The following is a 17231-nucleotide window of genomic DNA, read 5'->3' on the forward strand; positions in this document are numbered from 1 at the left end:
GAGTCAAACCCGCAAGGCTAAATTTATTTATTAAAATACGCCGCGAGCGCGCTTAGCCAAACAAACAGAGCTATTATCCAAGACATCGTCCACGGCGTACCCGCGGAAAACGCCGCAAGCATCGCACAAAAAACGGTAAAAAGTAAAAGGATGCCGCTGCCGTATTGCAACGAGCCTATGAGCGCAGCGGCCGAGCCTTTCATCTCCTGCGGCACGCTATCAAGAGCGGCGGCATTGGAGCAAGAAGCGATGATGCCGTTCATGCTAAAAACGAAAAACATCGGGATTATCACGCCAAGAACTCCGCCCGTTTTGAAAAACGCAAACGCAAATAGCACGCCGGTAGCAAGCGCGGCAACGAGCGTGGAGACTATGAGCAGGCGGTTTAGCGCATAGCGCTTTACCAGCTTTTTATTTACGAAACTTAGCGCCATGACGCCCACGATGTTTATGCCGAATAAAAATCCGTAGTATTTGCTAGGAATGCCGAAATAATCGATATAGACAAAGCCCGTGATAAAGGCATAGACGGCTACGTAGAAAAACGTCACGCTAAGAGTGTAGCGCATAAATTTGGCATCTTGTAATAATCTTAGATAGTTCCTAAAAGACGATACGATGGGCTTTGTGGAGCGCTTTTGCGACGGCAAGGTCTCCGGCAGAGAAAAAATCATCGCAAACATAATCGCGCTAGCTAGCGCCATCAGCCAAAATATCCCGTGCCAAGAGCCAAACTCCAGTATCGCGCCGCCCGGTAACGTACCCACTATCGGCGCTATCGCCATGATGATAACCAGCGTAGAGAGCATCTGTGCGGCCTGCGAGCTACCGAAAAGATCGCTGCATTTTACGATTTTGGCCCGGCTTAACATCGGTCCTACGCACGCGCCCACGGCCTGAAACACGCGCCAGAACACTACGCTAGCCATATTGTCCGACATCGCGCATCCTACTGATCCGATCGCAAAGAGCGCCATACCGATAAAAAGCGGGATTTTACGCCCGATCCTATCGCTGATAGGCCCCCATACGAGCTGCGCTATAGCAAAGCCGATCAAAAAGCCCGTTATCGTGAGCTCCGCATCGCCGTGCAGCTGCCGCTCCATCGTAGGCATAGCAGGTAGATATACGTCCGTAGATAGCGATGTACAAGCCATGAGCGCGCTTAGCACGACTAAAAAAGATAGTTAAGTTTTTGAAGAGTTCAAATTTTTCCTTTTGTTGTTATTTGAGTGGGCGCAGGGTTTGCGCGACTGGAGATTGACAGCTTTAAATTTGCTCAAATTTGTTTTGATAAAATTGGCGCGATTATAGCTAAATTTAAACGCTTTTCGGCGCGGAAGCTTAAATTAAATTTGATGTAAAATTTGAATGCAGGTGGGAAAATTTAAGCTAGAAATTTAAACACGGTAGATCAAGGCGCAGTATTTTTTCGCTAGACGCGGCAAATTTTACCTTGCGAATGAGGTGGGCTGTATGTCCCGTCGCAGTGAAGCAAGGTAAAATTTAACAAAGTATAGCGGAAAAAGACAAGCCTAAATTTAGACTTCGTATCTTTCTCCGGGTTTCATCTCTATCATCTCCCACGGCAAGCCCTGCTTATTTAGCTCGTCCATGAAAGGTTTGGCGTCGAAATTTTCCATATTAAAGACGCCTTTTCCGCCCCAAATACCCTTTGCAACCATCATCGAGCCGATCATCGCAGGCACGCCCGTCGTGTAGCTCACGGCCTGCGCACCCGTCTCGGCGTAGCAAGCCTCGTGGTCGCAGACGTTATAGATATAGACTTGACGCTCTTTACCGTCTTTTAAGCCGCGTATTACGCAGCCGATGTTGGTTTTACCCTTCGTGCGAGGGCCGAGGCTTGCAGGATCAGGCAGCAAGGTCTTTAGAAACTGTATCGGCACGATTTTTACGCCGTTATGCTCGACCTCGTCGATACGCAGCATGCCGACGTTTTCTAGGCATTTCATATGCGTGAGGTAGCTTTGTCCGAAGGTCATAAAAAAGCGGATTCGCTTTAGCCCCTTGATGTTTTTTACAAGGCTTTCTAGCTCCTCGTGGTAGAGCAGGTAGCTGTCTTTGACGCCCACTTTCGGATAGTCCCATTTGAACATTATTTCCATCGGCTCGGTCTCTTTCCACTCGCCGCGCTCCCAGTAGCGGCCTTTTGCGCTTACTTCGCGCAGGTTGATTTCTGGGTTGAAATTCGTCGCAAACGGATAGCCGTGATCGCCCGCGTTGCAGTCTAGGATGTCGATCTCGTGGATCTCGTCAAATAAATTTTGCTGTGCGTAGGTGCAAAATACGTTTGTCACGCCTGGATCAAAGCCGCTTCCCAGCAGCGCCATCGTGTTTGCGGCTTTAAACTCGCCGTCCTTCGCCCACTGCAGCTTGTATTCAAATTTGGCGGTATCGGGGTGCTCGTAGTTTGCGGTGTCGATGTATGGGATGCCGGCGCGAGAGCACGCGTCCATGAGCGTTAGGTCTTGGTACGGCAGCGCGACGTTTAGCAGTAGCTCGGCGCCCGTTTTTTTGATTAAATTTACGACCGCATCGGTGTCGTCCGCGTCGATCTGGGCGGTGCCAATTTGCACGCCTAGGCGGTCTTTGATAAATTTAGCGATCGCGTCGCACTTGCTTTTGGTGCGGCTTGCTAATGTGATTTTTGTAAAAACGTCCGCGTTCATCGCGCATTTTACGGTCGCGACTTGGCTCACGCCGCCCGCGCCTATGATTAAGATATTTGACATTTTGGCTCCTTTAAATTTTAGTGATTTTATCCAAAGCTTATATAAAATTTGCTTTTAGTAGTTACAATAGCGCGAAATTTTAAAGGAATTTTATGCGTAAAATTTTAATTTTTCTGCTACCGATTTGGCTATTTGGGACGAGCTGCGAGGAGGCGATAGAGCTTAGCGCCGAAGAGTTTATTAAGCCCGACCGCAACGCCACGGCTACTGCGCTAGCGAGTGAAAGGGCGGTGCAAATTTGCCTGGCTGAGTACGGCGAAGAGCATGAGAGCACGATCATAGCATTAAATAACTCGGGTAGCTTTTTTATGTTTGCGGGCGAGCCGCAAAAGGCGCTCGCAGCCTATGAGCGCTCGCTAAAAATTTTACAAAAAGGGCTCGGCAAAGAGCACAAAGCGCTAGCAAAGCCCTATCACGGCGTAGCTATCGCACAGTCGGCATTGGGGAGATACGATGAGGCGATAGCGAATTTCGGCGCAGCCATCAGATGCTACGAGCTAGGCGGCGAGAAGATGCAAAAAGATCTGATGAGCTGCTACGCGGGGCTCGGCGATACGCTCTATAAAATGGGCGATTTTAATGGCGCATACGTAAAACATGCCGTTGCGTTTAGAATTTACGAAGAGGTTTTCGGCGCAGATAGCGTAAATTTACTGCGAGCCAAGTACTATGCGCTGATGGCTGGCGATCTAGCGGGACTCGGCAATAAAACGGAGGCGCTGCAAAACTACGAAAAAGCCCTTAAAGTCGCGAATAAAATTTTAGAAAAAAGCAGCGATAAACACGCAAAAAGCCTAAAAGCAGAGGTGGAAGCGAAGATAAAAGAGTTGTAAATTTAGCGATTGGATCTTGACGGGCTAAATTTGCGCCTCAAATTTGACTAAGCCGCTGCACTACTCGGCGTTTAATCGCCTTGCTAAATTTGCCGCGCAAGCGAAAGCAAAATGCAGGTTGTACCCGCCAAGCATCCCCGTTACGTTTAAGACTTCACCGATAAAGTAAAGCCCGCTAGTGCCGCCACGGCCGCAGTTTGCGTCTAGCGCGTCCGTGTCTACGCCGCCTTTTGTGACTTCGGCTCGCTCGAAGCCAAACGTCCCCGCAGGCGCAAATTCGTAAGCAAAGAGCCGCGAGATTTTCGCCGCCTCGTCCGCCTTGTACTCGCCGTAAGGCTTGTCGCTAAGCCCCGCTGCGCGTAAAAACTCAAGCGTAAATCGCCTAGGTAGCGGCAGGATAGTGCTGAGCTGTTTTTTGCTTTTTTGCGCGGTTTCGATGCTAAAATTCGGGCAAAAATTTATGGCGATTAAACCTTTTTGCCAAAAAAGCGAAGCGTTTAGCACGGCCGGGCCGCTTATGCCTTTGTGCGTGAAAAGTATGTCGCCCGCGAATTCTCGCGGCATTTTTGACTCGCGGTTTGCGGCGTTTTTGACGGCGTCTTTACCCGCGCAGCCTACGCGGATGCGGGCGGGGAAGCAAACTCCGCTTAGATTTTTGAACCAAAACTCCTCTTTTTGCACGGTAAATCCCACGAGCGCGGGCGCGGGCGGGATGACTTTGATGCCGAAGCTTTGCGCTATTTCGTAGCCGATATCGCTAGCGCCTAGGCTTTTGTAGCTTAGTCCGCCGCTAGCTACGACGAGGTTTTTGGCGTAAAATTTATCTTCGTTTTCGGCGAGTACTTCAAAAATTTCAGTCTGCTTGGATGTAAAATTCTGCAAATTTTTGCTATCAAATTTTGCCTCTTCGGCAAAAGAGGCGTCCAAAATTTCGCCGTTTTCATCGGTCAAAATTTTCCTCGCGCCTTTTACGCAAACGCCGCAAAATATTTGCACGCCGTTTTGTCTAGCGCGTTTTAAAAGCACGCCCAAAACGTCTTTTGCGCCGCTTTCGCAGAAAAATTGGCTTTGTTTCTGCTCGTTAAATTTTAGCTCGCCGAAAAAATTTAAAACGTCTTTGAAGTCTAGATTTTTTATGATATTTTTGACGAAATTTGCGTCGCCGAGGTAGTTTGACGCGTCTATGCGGCGGTTTGTGACGTTACACCTGCCTCCGCCGCTAGCTAGGATTTTCTTGCCGGGAGTTGCGTTTTTTTCGAGTATGGCGACGCTTTTACCGCGTAAATTCGCCGCCAAAAATAGCCCCGCCGCGCCCGCTCCGATTATCAAAACGTCGTAAATTTTGCAAATTTTAGCCATCATAAAACCTTAAAATTTACGCGCGGCAAAGCTAGCTAAAATCAAAAGCTGTTTTTTAGCGCTAGGAATTTTTGCTCTTGCACTTCGTCTAGTTTCATTTTTTCGTTGCGATTTACGAAAAGCTTAAAGATCACGTTGTGATTCGCGTCGTAAAAGTGCAGGCTGTGTCCGAGAAATCCCATAAATTTAGTACTCACAAAGCCGATGCTCGCGATAGATTCTTCTTTGAGGTGACCGCCCAAAAAGCCTGTTTTATCGGTGAAATTTAAAAACCCTTTCGCTTTTTTAGGCATAGGCACGCTAACCTTGATCTCGATGATAAACTCGGGCGTATTTTTGATAAAAAGCATCTCGCCCCAAGTGCTGACTTCTTCGAAAATTTTCATCAAATTTTCTGCGCCGACTTCCTTAAATTCGTCATCGCCGCGGTACTGCAAGATATCGTATTCGCGTACGTTCAGCTGTTTGGCCGCATCGTAAACGGACATCTTTTTGTCCTCGAAAAGCTCGTCGATTTGTTTTTTTAGATCGCTCATTTTTGTCCTTTTTTGAAATTAGATTTTGATAATAGTATTTAAAAATAGCTAAAAATCGGCTAAATTTGAGTGCTGGCGGCACTGCGTTATCAAACTTGCGCAATTGCCTTAGTTTTAGCGCTCGGAGCGGACGGATCTAGCAAATTTTCGCCGTCCGCAAAGCTCGCTACACGCCTAAAATTCGCTTTATTTCCGCCTCGTTAGTGAGCTTGGAGTTGTATTTTACGACGAGATTTTGTGCGTTTTTATAGCACTCCACGACGCCTTTTTGCTTCTCGATCTCGGCTAGATCGGCGTCCGTGTCAGACGGCAGATAGATATTTTTAAAGATATTGGGGTTATCTAGCCATTTTAGCGCGATCAGCCACATGACGCAAAGCACCGTCACGACGGCGGAAAGCGCGCTAAGGCCGTAAAATTTAAGCAAAGTACCGCCGCCTATGCCGCCGATAAAGCTTCCCATGTAGCCAAAGGCGTTAAAGATGCCTAAAACCGCGCCTTTTTGGCTTACTTTGCTAAATTTGGACGCCATGGATTGCAGGATCGGTTCGTGCAGGTTAAAACCGATGAAAAATATAATCACGCCCGCGTAAAACAGCGGCTTGTGTCCGAGCGAGAGCGCGAAAAGTCCGTAGCAAACGACGAAAAGCGAGACGCCGATGACTAAAATTTGCTTTGTGATGCGCTTTGTTTCGCCGATCGCGCCGCCGATACCCATCGCGATAAAGCCAAACACCGTCGCGACCGAGTAGATGCCGCTGAGGTCTTTTTTATCCATGCCAAAATACTTCACGATAGCGATCGGAATCACGATAAAGGCCGCAGACATCAGCATTTTTTGCATGAAGTTGCTGATGTTCATGAGTAGTAAATTTTTGTTTGAGAGTAGCTTTACGGCCGGCATTTTGGCCTGCGAGTGCGTAAATTTAGGCTCCTCGCCCACAGCCGTGTATAAAAGCACGATACAAACGACCGTAACCGCGATCGAGAGGTAAAAGAGGCTTGAAAGGCCGTATTTGGCGCTAAGTATCGGCGAAAGTATCATAGAAAGCGTAAAGCTAATGCCGATAAACGCGCCCATCATCGCCATCGCGTGTCCGCGCACTTCTTCTTTGGTCATGTCGCTCATAAGCGCGATCGCTACGGCTCCTATCGCGCCCGAGCCCTGGATAAATCTACCAAAAATCATCGTATAGATATCAGTCGCCACGGCGCAGATCGCGGCTCCCACGATGAAAACCAGCAGTCCGATCAGCATAGAGTTTTTGCGCCCGAATCGGTCCGAGACGTAGCCGAAAACCACCTGAAACGTGATCTGCGACATCGCGTAAACGCCGATAAGAACGCCGACTAGAAACTCGGTCGCCCCCTCAAGCTCAAGCGCGTAGACGCTGATAACGGGCAAAATGATAAAGAGTCCGAAAAACCTGCTGCCGATGATAAAAGATAAGGGTAATGCGCTTTTTACTATCATAAATTTTCCTTTTAAAGGAGTGATTTTACCCGAATTTTGATAATACGTAAATTAAAGCCGAATTTGATAAAATGCGCGGATTAAAAAATAGCATAGCGAAGTGTTTTTGGATTATTTTTACGGTTGCGTAGATGAAATTTTGCGTAGGCTAGGCACGTAGCCTGTCTAGCGAAATTTTAGCAAGCTACGTAAAAAGAACCAAAAAGACAAGCTAGAAAAAGGAAAAATTTTGAAAATAGTTTTAGCAACGTCAAACTCCGACAAAGTACGCGAAATAAAAGATTTTTTAAAAGATTACGAAATTTACGCACTGCGCGAAATTTGCGAGCCCTTTGAGATCGCCGAGGACGGCGCGACTTTTGCCGCAAACGCGCTAATCAAAGCTCGCGCCGTGCAGGCAAAACTACGCGAGCTAAATTTGGCGGACGAGTTTATCGCGCTAAGCGACGATAGCGGCATCAGCGTGGAGGCTCTTGGCGGCAGGCCCGGGATTTATTCGGCGAGATTTAGCGATATGAACGAGCGCGGGCAGATAACGGGCAAAAACGCGACCGATGCTAGCAACCGCGCAAAGCTGATCTCGGAGCTAAAGGCGCTAAATTTGACTAGCTCGCCCGCGTTTTACACCGCTTGTATCGCGGTTAGCTCAAAGCTTGGCGACTTTACGGCGCACGGCTTTATGCATGGCACTGCGATAAACGAGGAGCGCGGTAGCAACGGCTTTGGTTACGACAGCCTCTTTATCCCCAAAGGCTTTACGCGCACGCTTGGCGAGCTAGATGAGGGCACAAAGCTAAAAATCTCACACCGCTCAAAGGGCCTTGGGCTCATAAAATACGTGCTAAAGAGCCTTGAGGGGAAATTTGGGCGCTAAGCTCGGAGCGAAAAAGAGAAAGCAAATTTGCGGGGCAAAAATCCGGCTAAATTTGCCGTCCCTTAACGCTAGCGCGGTATAATCGCGCAAATTTAAAATTTGAGATAAAGATGAATCTGGTTTTATTCGACTTTGACGGGACGATCACGCGCGATGATTCGCTGCTCGAGTTTATCGCCTACGTCGTGGGATTTAAGAAATTTTTTCGGGGGATTTTTTGGCTTTCGCCCGTTTTGATCGGCTATAAGCTAAAAATTTGCAGCAACAACTACGCTCGCAGGCGGCTGATGACGTACTTTTTCGCAGGTATGAGCGCGGATAAATTCGCTCAAATTTGTAAAAAATACTCAAACACGCACATCGAGGATATCGTGAAATTTTCCGCGATGGCAAAGATCGCCGAGTATAAGGCAAACGGCGACAAGGTCGTGATCGTGACGGCATCGCTCGAGGACTGGCTGGCTCCGTGGTGTCAGGCGCAGGGGCTTGGGCTACTGGGCACTCGCATCAAGAAAAAGGGCGGCGTGATAACGGGCGAGATAGACGGCGCTAACTGCTACGGCGCGGAGAAGGTGCGCCGCGTGCGCGAGGCGTATGATACGGATGCCTTTGAGCGCGTGATAGCCTACGGCGACAGCAGGGGCGACAAGGAGATGCTGGAGTTTGCCGACGAGGCGCATTATAGGGCGTTTGAGTGAGGCGTCTATCGACTGCGAAAACTGCAAATTAGCCGTAAATTTAGAGGCTTTAAATTTGAGCATTTATGCGGTAAAATTTAGCTCTAGCGCCTTTTGCGGCGCGGCAAATCGGCGCGCACTGGCTGAAATTTGGCGCCGGAATGTTTAAGCCAAATTTGCTAGGTGCTTTTTAGCTAAGCTTAAATTTGTTCGCCCTTGCCGTAACGGCTCCAAATTTATGCAGCTCATATAAATTGATCCGGCGCACGTTTAAACCGGGTCAGCGCAAATAAAAATAGCAAACTCGGCGCTATTTGTTTAGCTTAAATTTAGGCCGATTTACGACCTTTTCTTTGTGAGAATGCGCCACTCTTGTAGTTCAAATTTGAGCGTTAAATTTACCCGCGATCGCAAAGCCGTACTCAAATTTAACCCCAAATTTAAACCATTTTCAGCACTTCGACTATCTCGCCCTTTGCGATAAATTCGGTCTCTTTTGGGATGATTAAAAGCGCGGCATCGTTTGTTAGGTTGTTTACGATCGCCGAGCTGCCGAGCTTCTTGCCGTCTAAATTTACGTAAATTTTACCGTCACGATTTACTAAATTTACCGCCGTAAACTCCAAAAACGGTGAGCGCTTTTTGTAGTCCTCGTCCATGATCGCCGTGATTTTAGGCTCGCTAGCACCAAACCACGCGTTTAGCAGCACGCGCACGTAGAGCACGCACATCACCATCGCCGAGTACGGGAAGCCCGGCAGCGCGAATATATATTTTTCTCCAGCTTTTGCGACCTTGATGTGGCGGCCCGGTTTGATCGCGGCGCCGTCGATGATAATGTCGAAATTTTCGCCCAGCGCACCCTTGACGAAGTCGTAGTCGCCCATGCTGATGCCGCCCGTGGTGACGAGCACGTCGGCTGATTTTAGCGCGCGGACGATGGCGTCTTTTACGAGCTCGGCTCGGTCGCGCACTATCTCGCACAGCACGGGTTCGCCGCCCATTTTGCGCACCATGGCCGCGATGCCTACGTGGTTTGAGCTGTGGATCTGCGCGGCGTTTTCTAGCGGCTCTCCGAGGTCTTTTATCTCGCTTCCCGTCGCTAGCACCGCGACTCGCGGCCGTACAAATACACTTACGTTAAAGATCCCAAGCTCTGCTAGCAGCGCGGTCTCGGCGTAGCCTATCGTCGCGCCTTTTTTGATTAGGATTTCGCCTTTTTTATAGCTTTCACCGACTTCGCGCACGGCAAAGCCCCTCGGCACGGGCTTTTTGATGAGGATCTTGCCGCCTGACACCTCGACGTTTTCGACCGGGATTAGCGTGTCGGTGCCCTCGCTCATTAGCGAGCCGGTGAAGGTTTTGACGCATTTTATACCTTCTACCTTTAGCCCTTTGTCGCTGCCTGCGGGTAGGTCGGTGATGAGCTCGAGCTCGCTTAGGCCCTCTTGCCACGCAAACGCGTAGCCGTCCATCGCCGAGACTGGACGCTCCGGGTAGTTATCCTGCGCCGCGATATCTACGGCGATACGGCGATCGAGTGCTTGCGTGAGAGTGACCTTTTCTACGCGGTCCCAGGGAGCCAGCGTAGAGTGCAAAATTTCAAGAGAGGCCTCGTAACTCATAAATTCTTTCATTTTTTATCCTTTTTGATTCCCCGGCTCGGCTGGATTTTAAATAGTTTTCGGCTAGGATACTCGGGTCACGGACGACCTGTCCGCTCCCGTCGTATCCGCCGCAAACTATTTAAACTACACACAATCCGTCTGGAATATTTCTGCCGATTTTACTAAATTTAATCGTAAATTATGCTAATAAAGCATAGAAGTTTAAAAACGCGCGAAGTTTAATATGTATGTGCAAGCCGAGGCAAAGCCGCTCCCGTCTAAAAAACGTAAATTTGAAAAGCCGAAAATATTAGCCAAACGTGCCGGCTTGGGTAAATTTTAAAATTCGGCCGAAATTTAAAGTTCGCGATTAATCTCCCGTCAAATTTTATTAATTTTTTATTTTAACATCAGTAAAATACAGCTTAAGAAATCGGGTCGATTTTACCTTTTCAAAGGACACTTCATGAATTTTTCAAATTCAAAATGGTTTATCGTTTCAGGTGCGGCGCTCGGTGCTTTAGGCGCGCTACTTGTGTATTTCGGCAACCCCGGCAACATGGGCGTTTGCGCGGCTTGCTTTTTACGCGATACGGCGGGAGCGCTCGGCTTTCACCGCGCAGGAGTCGTGCAGTACGTGCGCCCGGAGATCATCGGGCTCATTTTGGGCGGCTTCTTAGCTAGCGTGCTTTGGACGAAGGAGTTTAGCGCGACCACGGGCTCGTCGCCTTTCGTGCGCTTTTTTCTAGGATTTTTCGCGATGATCGGCTGCCTCGTGTTTTTGGGCTGCCCGTGGAGAGCGTTTTTGCGTCTTGGCGGCGGCGATATGACGGCGGTTGCTGGAGTCGTCGGTATTTTTGCGGGCGTGTGCGCGGGCGTATTTTTCAAAAAGCTTGGCTACGGCCTCACGCACGAGACTAAAACCCAGGCCGCGATAGGCGTTTTGCCGACGGTTATGGGTATTTTGCTGCTTGCGTCGCTGGCTCTTGGACTGAAGCTTGGCGAAAACGGCGCGCTTTTTAGCTCCGCAAAAGGCCCGGGCTCCATGCATGCTCCTGTCCTGATCTCGCTTGGTTTTAGCATCGTCGTGGGCGCGCTAATGCACAAAAGCAAATTTTGTAGCGTCGGGGCGTTTGGTAGGCTTTTCAAAAAGGATTTCTCGATGTTTACGGGGATCATCAGCATCGTGGTCTTTGCTAGCATCGTAAATTTAGCTCTCGGACAGTATAAATTCGGCTTTGAAGGCCAGCCTATCGCGCACAACGACGTGCTTTGGAATTTCCTTAGCATGACGCTAGCAGGGCTTTGCTTTAGCCTGAGCGAAGGCTGCCCGGGCAAACATCTCGTGCAAATGGGCACAGGCAATCTAAGCTCGGTAATCTTCGTCATCGGTATGGCGGCGGGCGCGGCGGTAGCGCATAACTTCTTGCTTGCCAGCTCTCCGAGCGCCATAACGGCGGCGGCTCCGTGGGCGGTGGCGATGGGGTTTGTTTTTGCGGTTTATGTGGGATTTTTTCACAAAAAAGCCGCTTGATTTCTCATAAACGACGGATTTTAGAATAGTTTTTCTATACCCGCTTGGGTTACGGACGACGAGTCTGCGCCCTTGCGGGTAAGAAAAAATTATTTAAACTACGCCTATTCTGTCTTGAATATTTGTCGTATATCTTAACTAAATTTGTAAATTTGACATTTTCGCGGTGCGGGTCTGGGCGAGCGAAAGACGAAATGTTGAATTTTAAAATTTGATTTATATAAAAAGCGAGCTGGAATTTGCAAAATTTTGATAGCGATCGGGAGTAAAAGCGGGCTAAAACGTCATGGTCTAGCCCGCAAGAAATAAAGCTTTTATCTAAAAAGCTGTCAAATTTGCTCGGCGCGTATATTAAAGCCGAGCCGAGTAAATTTAGCCTAAAAGTCCGGCGCCTTTGATCGCTTGGCTGCGCTCTTTTGCATAGATGCGCTCGCCTCCTATGACGTCGTATTTCCAGATCGGCGCGTTAGCCTTAAAGTCCTCTACAAACTCGTTTATCAGCCGCAAGGCGACCTTTCTTTGCGGGCTTACCACGCCTGCGACGTAGGAGCTCTCGTGCACCGGCACGTCGCCTCGCGAATGCGCAAAAAGCACGTATGCGCCCAGATCCTTCGCCTTTTGCTCCCAGCCCGCTAGCCATTTGCGCAGGATCGGCTCGTAGATGTCAAAGCTAAGCGCGCTTATGCCGCCTTCCTCGCGCACGATGCCCGTAAACGTGATGAGAGCGCCGCAGTTTTTGTCCTTAAACTCGTCGTACCAGGCGTTTGTGATCGCCTTGGCGTCTAGGCTTCCTTCAAAAATCTGCATATTAACCTCCGCAAACCGGCGGTAAAATGGAAATTTTATCCCCGTCTTTTAGCGGCGCGTCAAGAGAGCTTGCGATCTCGTCGTTTACGGCGACGGCGCAGATTTTTAGCCACTCGCCGAGCTGCGCGTATTCGCCCAGTTTTTCTTTTACTTCGCTTAAATTTGCCGCTTCTAGCTTTAAATTATGCATCTTTATCGGGCCTAAAAACTCGATTTCTACCATAAATTCGCCTTTGAAATTAAATTTTTTTCTTGATTTTACTTAAAAAAATATTTAGATATACTTACGCCAAATTTTTAACGAAAGAGCCGTAATGAACGAAATATTAAGCAAAATAAAAACGCCCGCCTACGTCTGCGAAGAGGCCAAGGTGCGCAAAAATCTTGAAATTCTAAAACGCGTCAAGGATGAAAGCGGCGCGAAAGTGCTAGTCGCCCTAAAAGGCTTTGCATTTAGCGGCGTGATGGGGCTTGTCGGCGAATACCTAGACGGCGCGACATGCAGCGGCCTGCACGAGGCTAAATTTGCCGCAAAATACGCTCGAGGCGAGATTCATACGTATTCGCCCGCATTTAAAGACGAGGACATAGATGAGGTGCTAGCGCTCTCAAAGCACGTGGTTTTTAACTCCTTTGCGCAGTGGGCGAAATTTAAGCAAAAAGCCCTAGCCGCGGGCGTTACCTGCGGACTTCGCGTAAATCCGGAGCTCTCCGTCGCGCCGACTGACGCTTATAACCCGTGCGGCAGGTATAGCCGCCTGGGCATCACTCGCGCAAATTTTGACGAAGACGCGCTTGATGGCATCACGGGACTGCATTTTCACGCGCTTTGCGAGGAGAGCGCGCAGAGTCTAGAGACCGTGCTGATGGCGTTTGAGGAGAAATTCGGCGAGTTTATCCTGCGCATGAAGTGGGTAAATTTCGGCGGCGGACATCACGTGACAAAAGAGGGCTACGACGTGGATCTGCTCATAAATTTGATCAAAAACTTCCGCGCAAAATACGGCGTCGAGGTCTACATAGAGCCCGGCGAAGCGGTGGGCTGGCAGACGGGATTTTTAGCCGCTTCGGTGCTTGATTTCGTACAAAACGAAAAAACCATAGCCATCCTAGACGTCTCGGCCGAGGCGCATATGCCAGACACCGTGCTGATGCCCTACCGACCGGCGGTGCGAGGTGAGAGTAAGGGCGGTAAATTTATCTACCGTTTGGGCGGAAATACTTGTCTAGCGGGCGATATCGTGGGGCTTGACGCGGGCGAACCGGAGTATAAATTTGACGCGCCGCTAAGCGTGGGCGATAAGGTGATATTTGAGGATCAGATCCACTACACGATCGTGAAAAATACGACCTTTAACGGCATAAAGCTGCCTGATTTACTGCTTTTAAAAGAAAACGGCGTGCTTGTAACCGTGCGGGAATTCGGCTTTGAAGAGTACGAGAGGCGAAACTAAATTTGACGCCAGGAGCCGTGCCCTTTAGGGTGTAAATTTGGCATTTTGAGGCGCCGTTTTTGGCGATAAATTTAATCAAATTTTGCGGCGATCTTTTATTTGGCTTGCGCCTCGCGTGCGGGCTTGCTAAACCTGCACCTTTTTAGCGCTAAATTTAAAATTTGTATTATCGCTTGCCAAATTTGTCGCAAATTTAATCCCAAACGAAGTTAAATTTAAGATAAATAAAATCTAGCTTATATAAATGAATTAATATAGCGGATTATAAATTTGACCCAGATTTTGATAAAAACGCGCCATAACCGCCCAAAAAAGCGATGTTTCGGCGCTAAGCTTGCATTACGTTATTTTTTGATATAATTTCACGAAAATCCGCGAAAATTTAGCCTTTGGCTGGATGCCGACCACGACGAGCTTTTTAAGGCGGAAAACAAAACCAAAGGGAGATAGCATGACGAGAATTTTTAGTTTGCTTTCGGTTTTCGCCTGTTGGGCCTTCGCTATCGAGGCGAGTCCCAGCACGAACCAGTACCAGAGCAATATCTGGGCTGCTGGTAGAATCGAAAACATTAAGCCTTACGAAGACGGTTTGGGGCCGATTTTCACGTTTATTCAGGGCAACGACTACTTCGCGATAGCGGCTTTGTCGCTTATTTTGGCTGTTATCGGCGCGTTCGTTCTGCACTTTTTGATCATCGGACCGAAACACTTCAGCCACGACGGCAAAAAAGTCTATGCGTTTAATATGATAGAGCGCGTATCTCACGGCGCTGCGGCGATCGCATGGATAGTGCTCATACCGACTGGCGTCATCATGATGTGGGGCGCTGAGCTTGGCGGCGGCGCGTTTGTTAGATTTTGCAAGGACATCCACGGACTGGCTACTATTTTGTTTGCCGTTTCGGTGCCTCCGATGCTGATAGCTTGGACCGTGAGGATGCTGCCCGCGGTTTATGATATCAGATGGATGCTGATCGTCGGCGGATATCTCTCAAAGGTTAAACGTCCCGTACCTGCTGGCAAATTTAATGCCGGTCAAAAGGCGTGGTACTGGGTAGCTATCCCTGGCGGTATCGTGATGATACTAACCGGCGCAGCTATGTTTTTCCTTGACTTTAGAACCCCTGACGTTGCAAGCTGGCTAGGCGTATCTCAGATCGAAGTTTTAAGAGCTTCTGCACTAGTTCATAACGTTCTCGGTATCGTTTGCGCAGTATTTTTCCTAGTACACATCTATATGGCGGCTATCGCGATACACGGCGCTATCTGGTCGATGATAACTGGCTACAAAGAAGAAGAAGAGGTTTACGTACTTCACCACTACTGGTATCAAGAGCTTATCTCTAAAAACAAAATCCCGGTATCTGAATACGAAAAAACTTATCCAAAATTAAAATAATAAAAAAGGAGAAATTTTTCTCCTTTTTACCTCAGAGGCGAGCCTGCAAGCCTCTTTTTTATACGAAATTTAAAATCTTTTAGATAAAATTCCCACTAGACTTCAGGTTGAAGAGTAATAAATTTAAGGAAAAATCATGCAAATCGATTGTAGAAATTTAGCTTGCCCTGAGCCGGTCATCAGAACTAAAAACGCGCTTGAAGGCTTAAAAAACGGCGAAAAGCTTGAGATTTTAGTAAATTCCATCGCTCCTAAAGAAAATATCAGCCGCTTTTTAAAAAACCAAAACGTCGAATTTAGCGTTGAGCAAAACGGCGCCGAGACAAAAATCACCGCCGTTAAAGGCGAATCCAAACTTGAGCTAACGAATTTTGACGAATTTGTCTGTGAAATCACGCCAAAAACCAAAAAAACGGTCGTTTATTTAAACGAAGAATACGCCGGAAGCGGCGACGTGGGCGTTAGCTTGCTGGCTAAATTTCTAGGCGCGCTTTTGCAGGTGGAAAAACCGGAGTACGTCATTTGCGTAAATAACGCCGTCAAAATGACGACGAACCGCGCTCATCCTAGCTTTAAACCGCTTAAAGATTTAGAAGCTGCGGGCGTCAAAATTTTAAGTTGCGGCAGCTGCCTAGAGGCGTATAAACTCGTAAGCGACCTAAGCGTCGGCGAGATGTCAAACGCCTACGAAGTCATGCAAATTTTAACTACGCACGAGCAAATCAAACTATGATTTACAACGACAAACGTCTCACGAAATTCGTCCGAGCGGCGGGTTGAGCAGCCAAGCTTGACCCGTCGGGTCTAAACAAAACTATCGGCGATTTAAATTTAGCTCACCCAAATTTGCTCTCAAACATCGGCACAAACGAGGACGCGAGCGTCTTTAAGATCACGGACGACATTGCGCTCGTGCAGACGCTTGACTTTATCACGCCGGTGGCGGACGATCCGTTTATATTCGGTCAGATAGCGGCTGCAAACAGCCTAAGCGACGTGTTTGCGATGGGCGGCAAGGTGCTAAACGCGCTAAATATCGTCGGTTTTGACAGTTGTAACCTAAACGGCGAAATTTTGGGCGAAATTTTGCGCGGCGGACAGGATAAAGTCGCCGAGTGCGGTGGCGTGATCGTGGGCGGACACACGATAGAGACGCAGCAGATGTATTACGGCCTTAGCGTCACGGGCGTCGTTTCGCCAAACTCCTTTTGGTCAAACAACGCCGCGCGAGAGGGCGATGCGCTCATACTTACAAAGCCGTTAGGAACGGGCATTTTAAGCACGGCGATCAAGGCTGATTTGCTAAATTTGACCCAAATCGAGCAGGCCGTCGAGACGATGCGGCAGCTAAATTTCTATGCCGTGGATGTGCTAAAAGGCGTAAACGTAACGGCGGCGACCGACGTTACGGGGTTTGGATTTTTAGGACATTTAAGCGAAATGCTAAATGATAAAATCAGCTTTGAAATTTACCCTGATAACATGCCCGTGATAGCAGCCGCGCGCGAGTTTGCCGATATGGGCATCATCCCCGAGGGTAGCTACAAAAACCGCGAATTTGCGTCCAAATTCGTTAGCGGCGACGCTGATATCTTGCTTTACGACGCGCAGACTTCGGGCGGACTTTTGCTAGCCGTGCCGCAAAGCGAGGCAAATTTGGCTCTATCTCGTCTAAAAGAGGCTGGTTACGAGAGCTCGGCGGTCGTCGGCGTAGCTAAAAAACGCGGCGAATACGGCATAAATTTACGCTAGGCGGCTTTAAATTTAAGCTTGCGAGCTTGGCGTAAATTTGACGGTCGTAAATTTGGTCAAATTTGAGATGGTTTAAAATCATCCGAAACGGCGGTCAAAAACAGCAAGCCTAATCAAATTTATTTGCTAAAATCACTAAGCCGCCAAGTTCTCTAAATGTAAATTTAGTCAA

General features: G+C 48.5%; 16 protein-coding genes. 8 read left to right on the forward strand and 8 right to left on the reverse strand.

What is annotated here, in order from left to right; all coding sequences use genetic code 11:
- Positions 1 to 23: 23 nt before the first annotated feature.
- Together E4V70_RS07480 and E4V70_RS07485 are read right to left on the reverse strand one after the other, a co-directional pair.
- On the reverse strand, positions 24 to 1172 hold the full coding sequence (locus E4V70_RS07480) for a multidrug effflux MFS transporter (RefSeq protein WP_269472424.1): 1149 nt from the start codon (positions 1170 to 1172) through the stop codon (positions 24 to 26).
- 369 nt (positions 1173 to 1541) lie between these two features.
- Positions 1542 to 2753, reverse strand: a complete 1212-nt coding sequence (locus tag E4V70_RS07485; protein ID WP_122862504.1) for a saccharopine dehydrogenase family protein — start codon at positions 2751 to 2753, stop codon at positions 1542 to 1544.
- A 92-nt stretch (positions 2754 to 2845) separates the two neighbouring features.
- Here E4V70_RS07485 and E4V70_RS07490 point away from each other — a divergent pair, with 92 nt between their 5' ends.
- Complete coding sequence (locus tag E4V70_RS07490) at positions 2846 to 3586, forward strand: tetratricopeptide repeat protein (protein ID WP_232037841.1); 741 nt, start codon at positions 2846 to 2848, stop codon at positions 3584 to 3586.
- Between the two features lie 60 nt (positions 3587 to 3646).
- Here E4V70_RS07490 and E4V70_RS07495 read toward each other — a convergent pair whose 3' ends face one another.
- The 3 genes from E4V70_RS07495 to E4V70_RS07505 form a co-directional block, all read right to left on the reverse strand.
- Positions 3647 to 4945 carry a BaiN/RdsA family NAD(P)/FAD-dependent oxidoreductase gene (locus E4V70_RS07495; RefSeq protein WP_122862505.1) on the reverse strand — a complete coding sequence of 433 codons (1299 nt, stop codon included), beginning with the start codon at positions 4943 to 4945 and terminating at the stop codon, positions 3647 to 3649.
- Positions 4946 to 4986: 41 nt separating this feature from the next.
- Complete coding sequence (gene hutX / locus E4V70_RS07500) at positions 4987 to 5481, reverse strand: heme utilization cystosolic carrier protein HutX (RefSeq protein WP_122862506.1); 495 nt, start codon at positions 5479 to 5481, stop codon at positions 4987 to 4989.
- Positions 5482 to 5647: 166 nt separating this feature from the next.
- Positions 5648 to 6952 (reverse strand): MFS transporter, encoded by a 1305-nt coding sequence (locus E4V70_RS07505; RefSeq protein ID WP_172603267.1) that lies wholly within the window; start codon positions 6950 to 6952, stop codon positions 5648 to 5650.
- 232 nt (positions 6953 to 7184) lie between these two features.
- On the opposite strand from E4V70_RS07505, the gene E4V70_RS07510 reads away from it, so the two are divergent.
- Both E4V70_RS07510 and E4V70_RS07515 read left to right on the forward strand, forming a co-directional pair.
- The gene (locus tag E4V70_RS07510; RefSeq protein WP_122862508.1) at positions 7185 to 7829 is read left to right on the forward strand and encodes a non-canonical purine NTP pyrophosphatase; all 645 of its coding nucleotides are present in this window, start codon (positions 7185 to 7187) and stop codon (positions 7827 to 7829) included.
- Positions 7830 to 7939: 110 nt separating this feature from the next.
- On the forward strand, positions 7940 to 8527 hold the full coding sequence (locus E4V70_RS07515; protein ID WP_122862509.1) for an HAD-IB family hydrolase: 588 nt from the start codon (positions 7940 to 7942) through the stop codon (positions 8525 to 8527).
- A 419-nt stretch (positions 8528 to 8946) separates the two neighbouring features.
- Here E4V70_RS07515 and E4V70_RS07520 read toward each other — a convergent pair whose 3' ends face one another.
- Complete coding sequence (locus E4V70_RS07520; protein ID WP_122862510.1) at positions 8947 to 10143, reverse strand: molybdopterin molybdotransferase MoeA; 1197 nt, start codon at positions 10141 to 10143, stop codon at positions 8947 to 8949.
- Between the two features lie 436 nt (positions 10144 to 10579).
- Between E4V70_RS07520 and yedE the strand changes: the two genes are divergently transcribed.
- Entirely contained in the window at positions 10580 to 11647 is a 1068-nt protein-coding gene (gene yedE / locus E4V70_RS07525; protein ID WP_122862511.1) for a YedE family putative selenium transporter, read from the forward strand.
- A 372-nt stretch (positions 11648 to 12019) separates the two neighbouring features.
- Here yedE and E4V70_RS07530 read toward each other — a convergent pair whose 3' ends face one another.
- Positions 12020 to 12454: a molybdopterin synthase catalytic subunit gene (locus tag E4V70_RS07530; protein WP_122862512.1), complete on the reverse strand. Its 435-nt coding sequence runs from the start codon at positions 12452 to 12454 to the stop codon at positions 12020 to 12022.
- A gap of 1 nt (position 12455) precedes the next feature.
- A complete protein-coding gene (locus E4V70_RS07535; protein WP_122862513.1) occupies positions 12456 to 12677 on the reverse strand; it encodes a MoaD/ThiS family protein in 222 nt (73 codons plus the stop codon).
- 91 nt (positions 12678 to 12768) lie between these two features.
- Here E4V70_RS07535 and nspC point away from each other — a divergent pair, with 91 nt between their 5' ends.
- The 4 genes from nspC (at position 12769) to selD (ending at position 17059) form a co-directional block, all read left to right on the forward strand.
- A complete protein-coding gene (gene nspC / locus E4V70_RS07540) occupies positions 12769 to 13908 on the forward strand; it encodes a carboxynorspermidine decarboxylase (RefSeq protein WP_122862514.1) in 1140 nt (379 codons plus the stop codon).
- A gap of 451 nt (positions 13909 to 14359) precedes the next feature.
- Positions 14360 to 15307, forward strand: a complete 948-nt coding sequence (locus E4V70_RS07545) for a formate dehydrogenase subunit gamma (protein ID WP_122862515.1) — start codon at positions 14360 to 14362, stop codon at positions 15305 to 15307.
- Between the two features lie 136 nt (positions 15308 to 15443).
- Positions 15444 to 16040, forward strand: coding sequence for a sulfurtransferase-like selenium metabolism protein YedF (gene yedF / locus E4V70_RS07550; RefSeq protein ID WP_122862516.1), 597 nt, complete (start codon positions 15444 to 15446; stop codon positions 16038 to 16040).
- A complete protein-coding gene (gene selD, locus E4V70_RS07555; protein WP_414973859.1) occupies positions 16037 to 17059 on the forward strand; it encodes a selenide, water dikinase SelD in 1023 nt (340 codons plus the stop codon). Before yedF ends, selD begins: the two co-directional genes overlap by 4 nt.
- Positions 17060 to 17231 lie beyond the last annotated feature (172 nt).

This window comes from Campylobacter showae, from assembly GCF_900699785.1.
GTDB classification, from domain to species: Bacteria; Campylobacterota; Campylobacteria; order Campylobacterales; family Campylobacteraceae; genus Campylobacter_A; species Campylobacter_A showae_D.

What these genes read in the sequence shown, in the direction of transcription:
- E4V70_RS07535 (WP_122862513.1), bottom strand. Translation starts at nt 12,677, where the DNA reads ATGGTAGAAATCGAGTTTTTAGGCCCGATAAAGATGCATAATTTAAAG.
- hutX (WP_122862506.1), bottom strand. Translation starts at nt 5,481, where the DNA reads ATGAGCGATCTAAAAAAACAAATCGACGAGCTTTTCGAGGACAAAAAG.
- E4V70_RS07515 (WP_122862509.1), top strand. Translation starts at nt 7,940, where the DNA reads ATGAATCTGGTTTTATTCGACTTTGACGGGACGATCACGCGCGATGAT.
- E4V70_RS07520 (WP_122862510.1), bottom strand. Translation starts at nt 10,143, where the DNA reads ATGAAAGAATTTATGAGTTACGAGGCCTCTCTTGAAATTTTGCACTCT.
- nspC (WP_122862514.1), top strand. Translation starts at nt 12,769, where the DNA reads ATGAACGAAATATTAAGCAAAATAAAAACGCCCGCCTACGTCTGCGAA.
- E4V70_RS07530 (WP_122862512.1), bottom strand. Translation starts at nt 12,454, where the DNA reads ATGCAGATTTTTGAAGGAAGCCTAGACGCCAAGGCGATCACAAACGCC.
- yedE (WP_122862511.1), top strand. Translation starts at nt 10,580, where the DNA reads ATGAATTTTTCAAATTCAAAATGGTTTATCGTTTCAGGTGCGGCGCTC.
- E4V70_RS07545 (WP_122862515.1), top strand. Translation starts at nt 14,360, where the DNA reads ATGACGAGAATTTTTAGTTTGCTTTCGGTTTTCGCCTGTTGGGCCTTC.
- E4V70_RS07490 (WP_232037841.1), top strand. Translation starts at nt 2,846, where the DNA reads ATGCGTAAAATTTTAATTTTTCTGCTACCGATTTGGCTATTTGGGACG.
- E4V70_RS07495 (WP_122862505.1), bottom strand. Translation starts at nt 4,945, where the DNA reads ATGGCTAAAATTTGCAAAATTTACGACGTTTTGATAATCGGAGCGGGC.
- yedF (WP_122862516.1), top strand. Translation starts at nt 15,444, where the DNA reads ATGCAAATCGATTGTAGAAATTTAGCTTGCCCTGAGCCGGTCATCAGA.
- E4V70_RS07485 (WP_122862504.1), bottom strand. Translation starts at nt 2,753, where the DNA reads ATGTCAAATATCTTAATCATAGGCGCGGGCGGCGTGAGCCAAGTCGCG.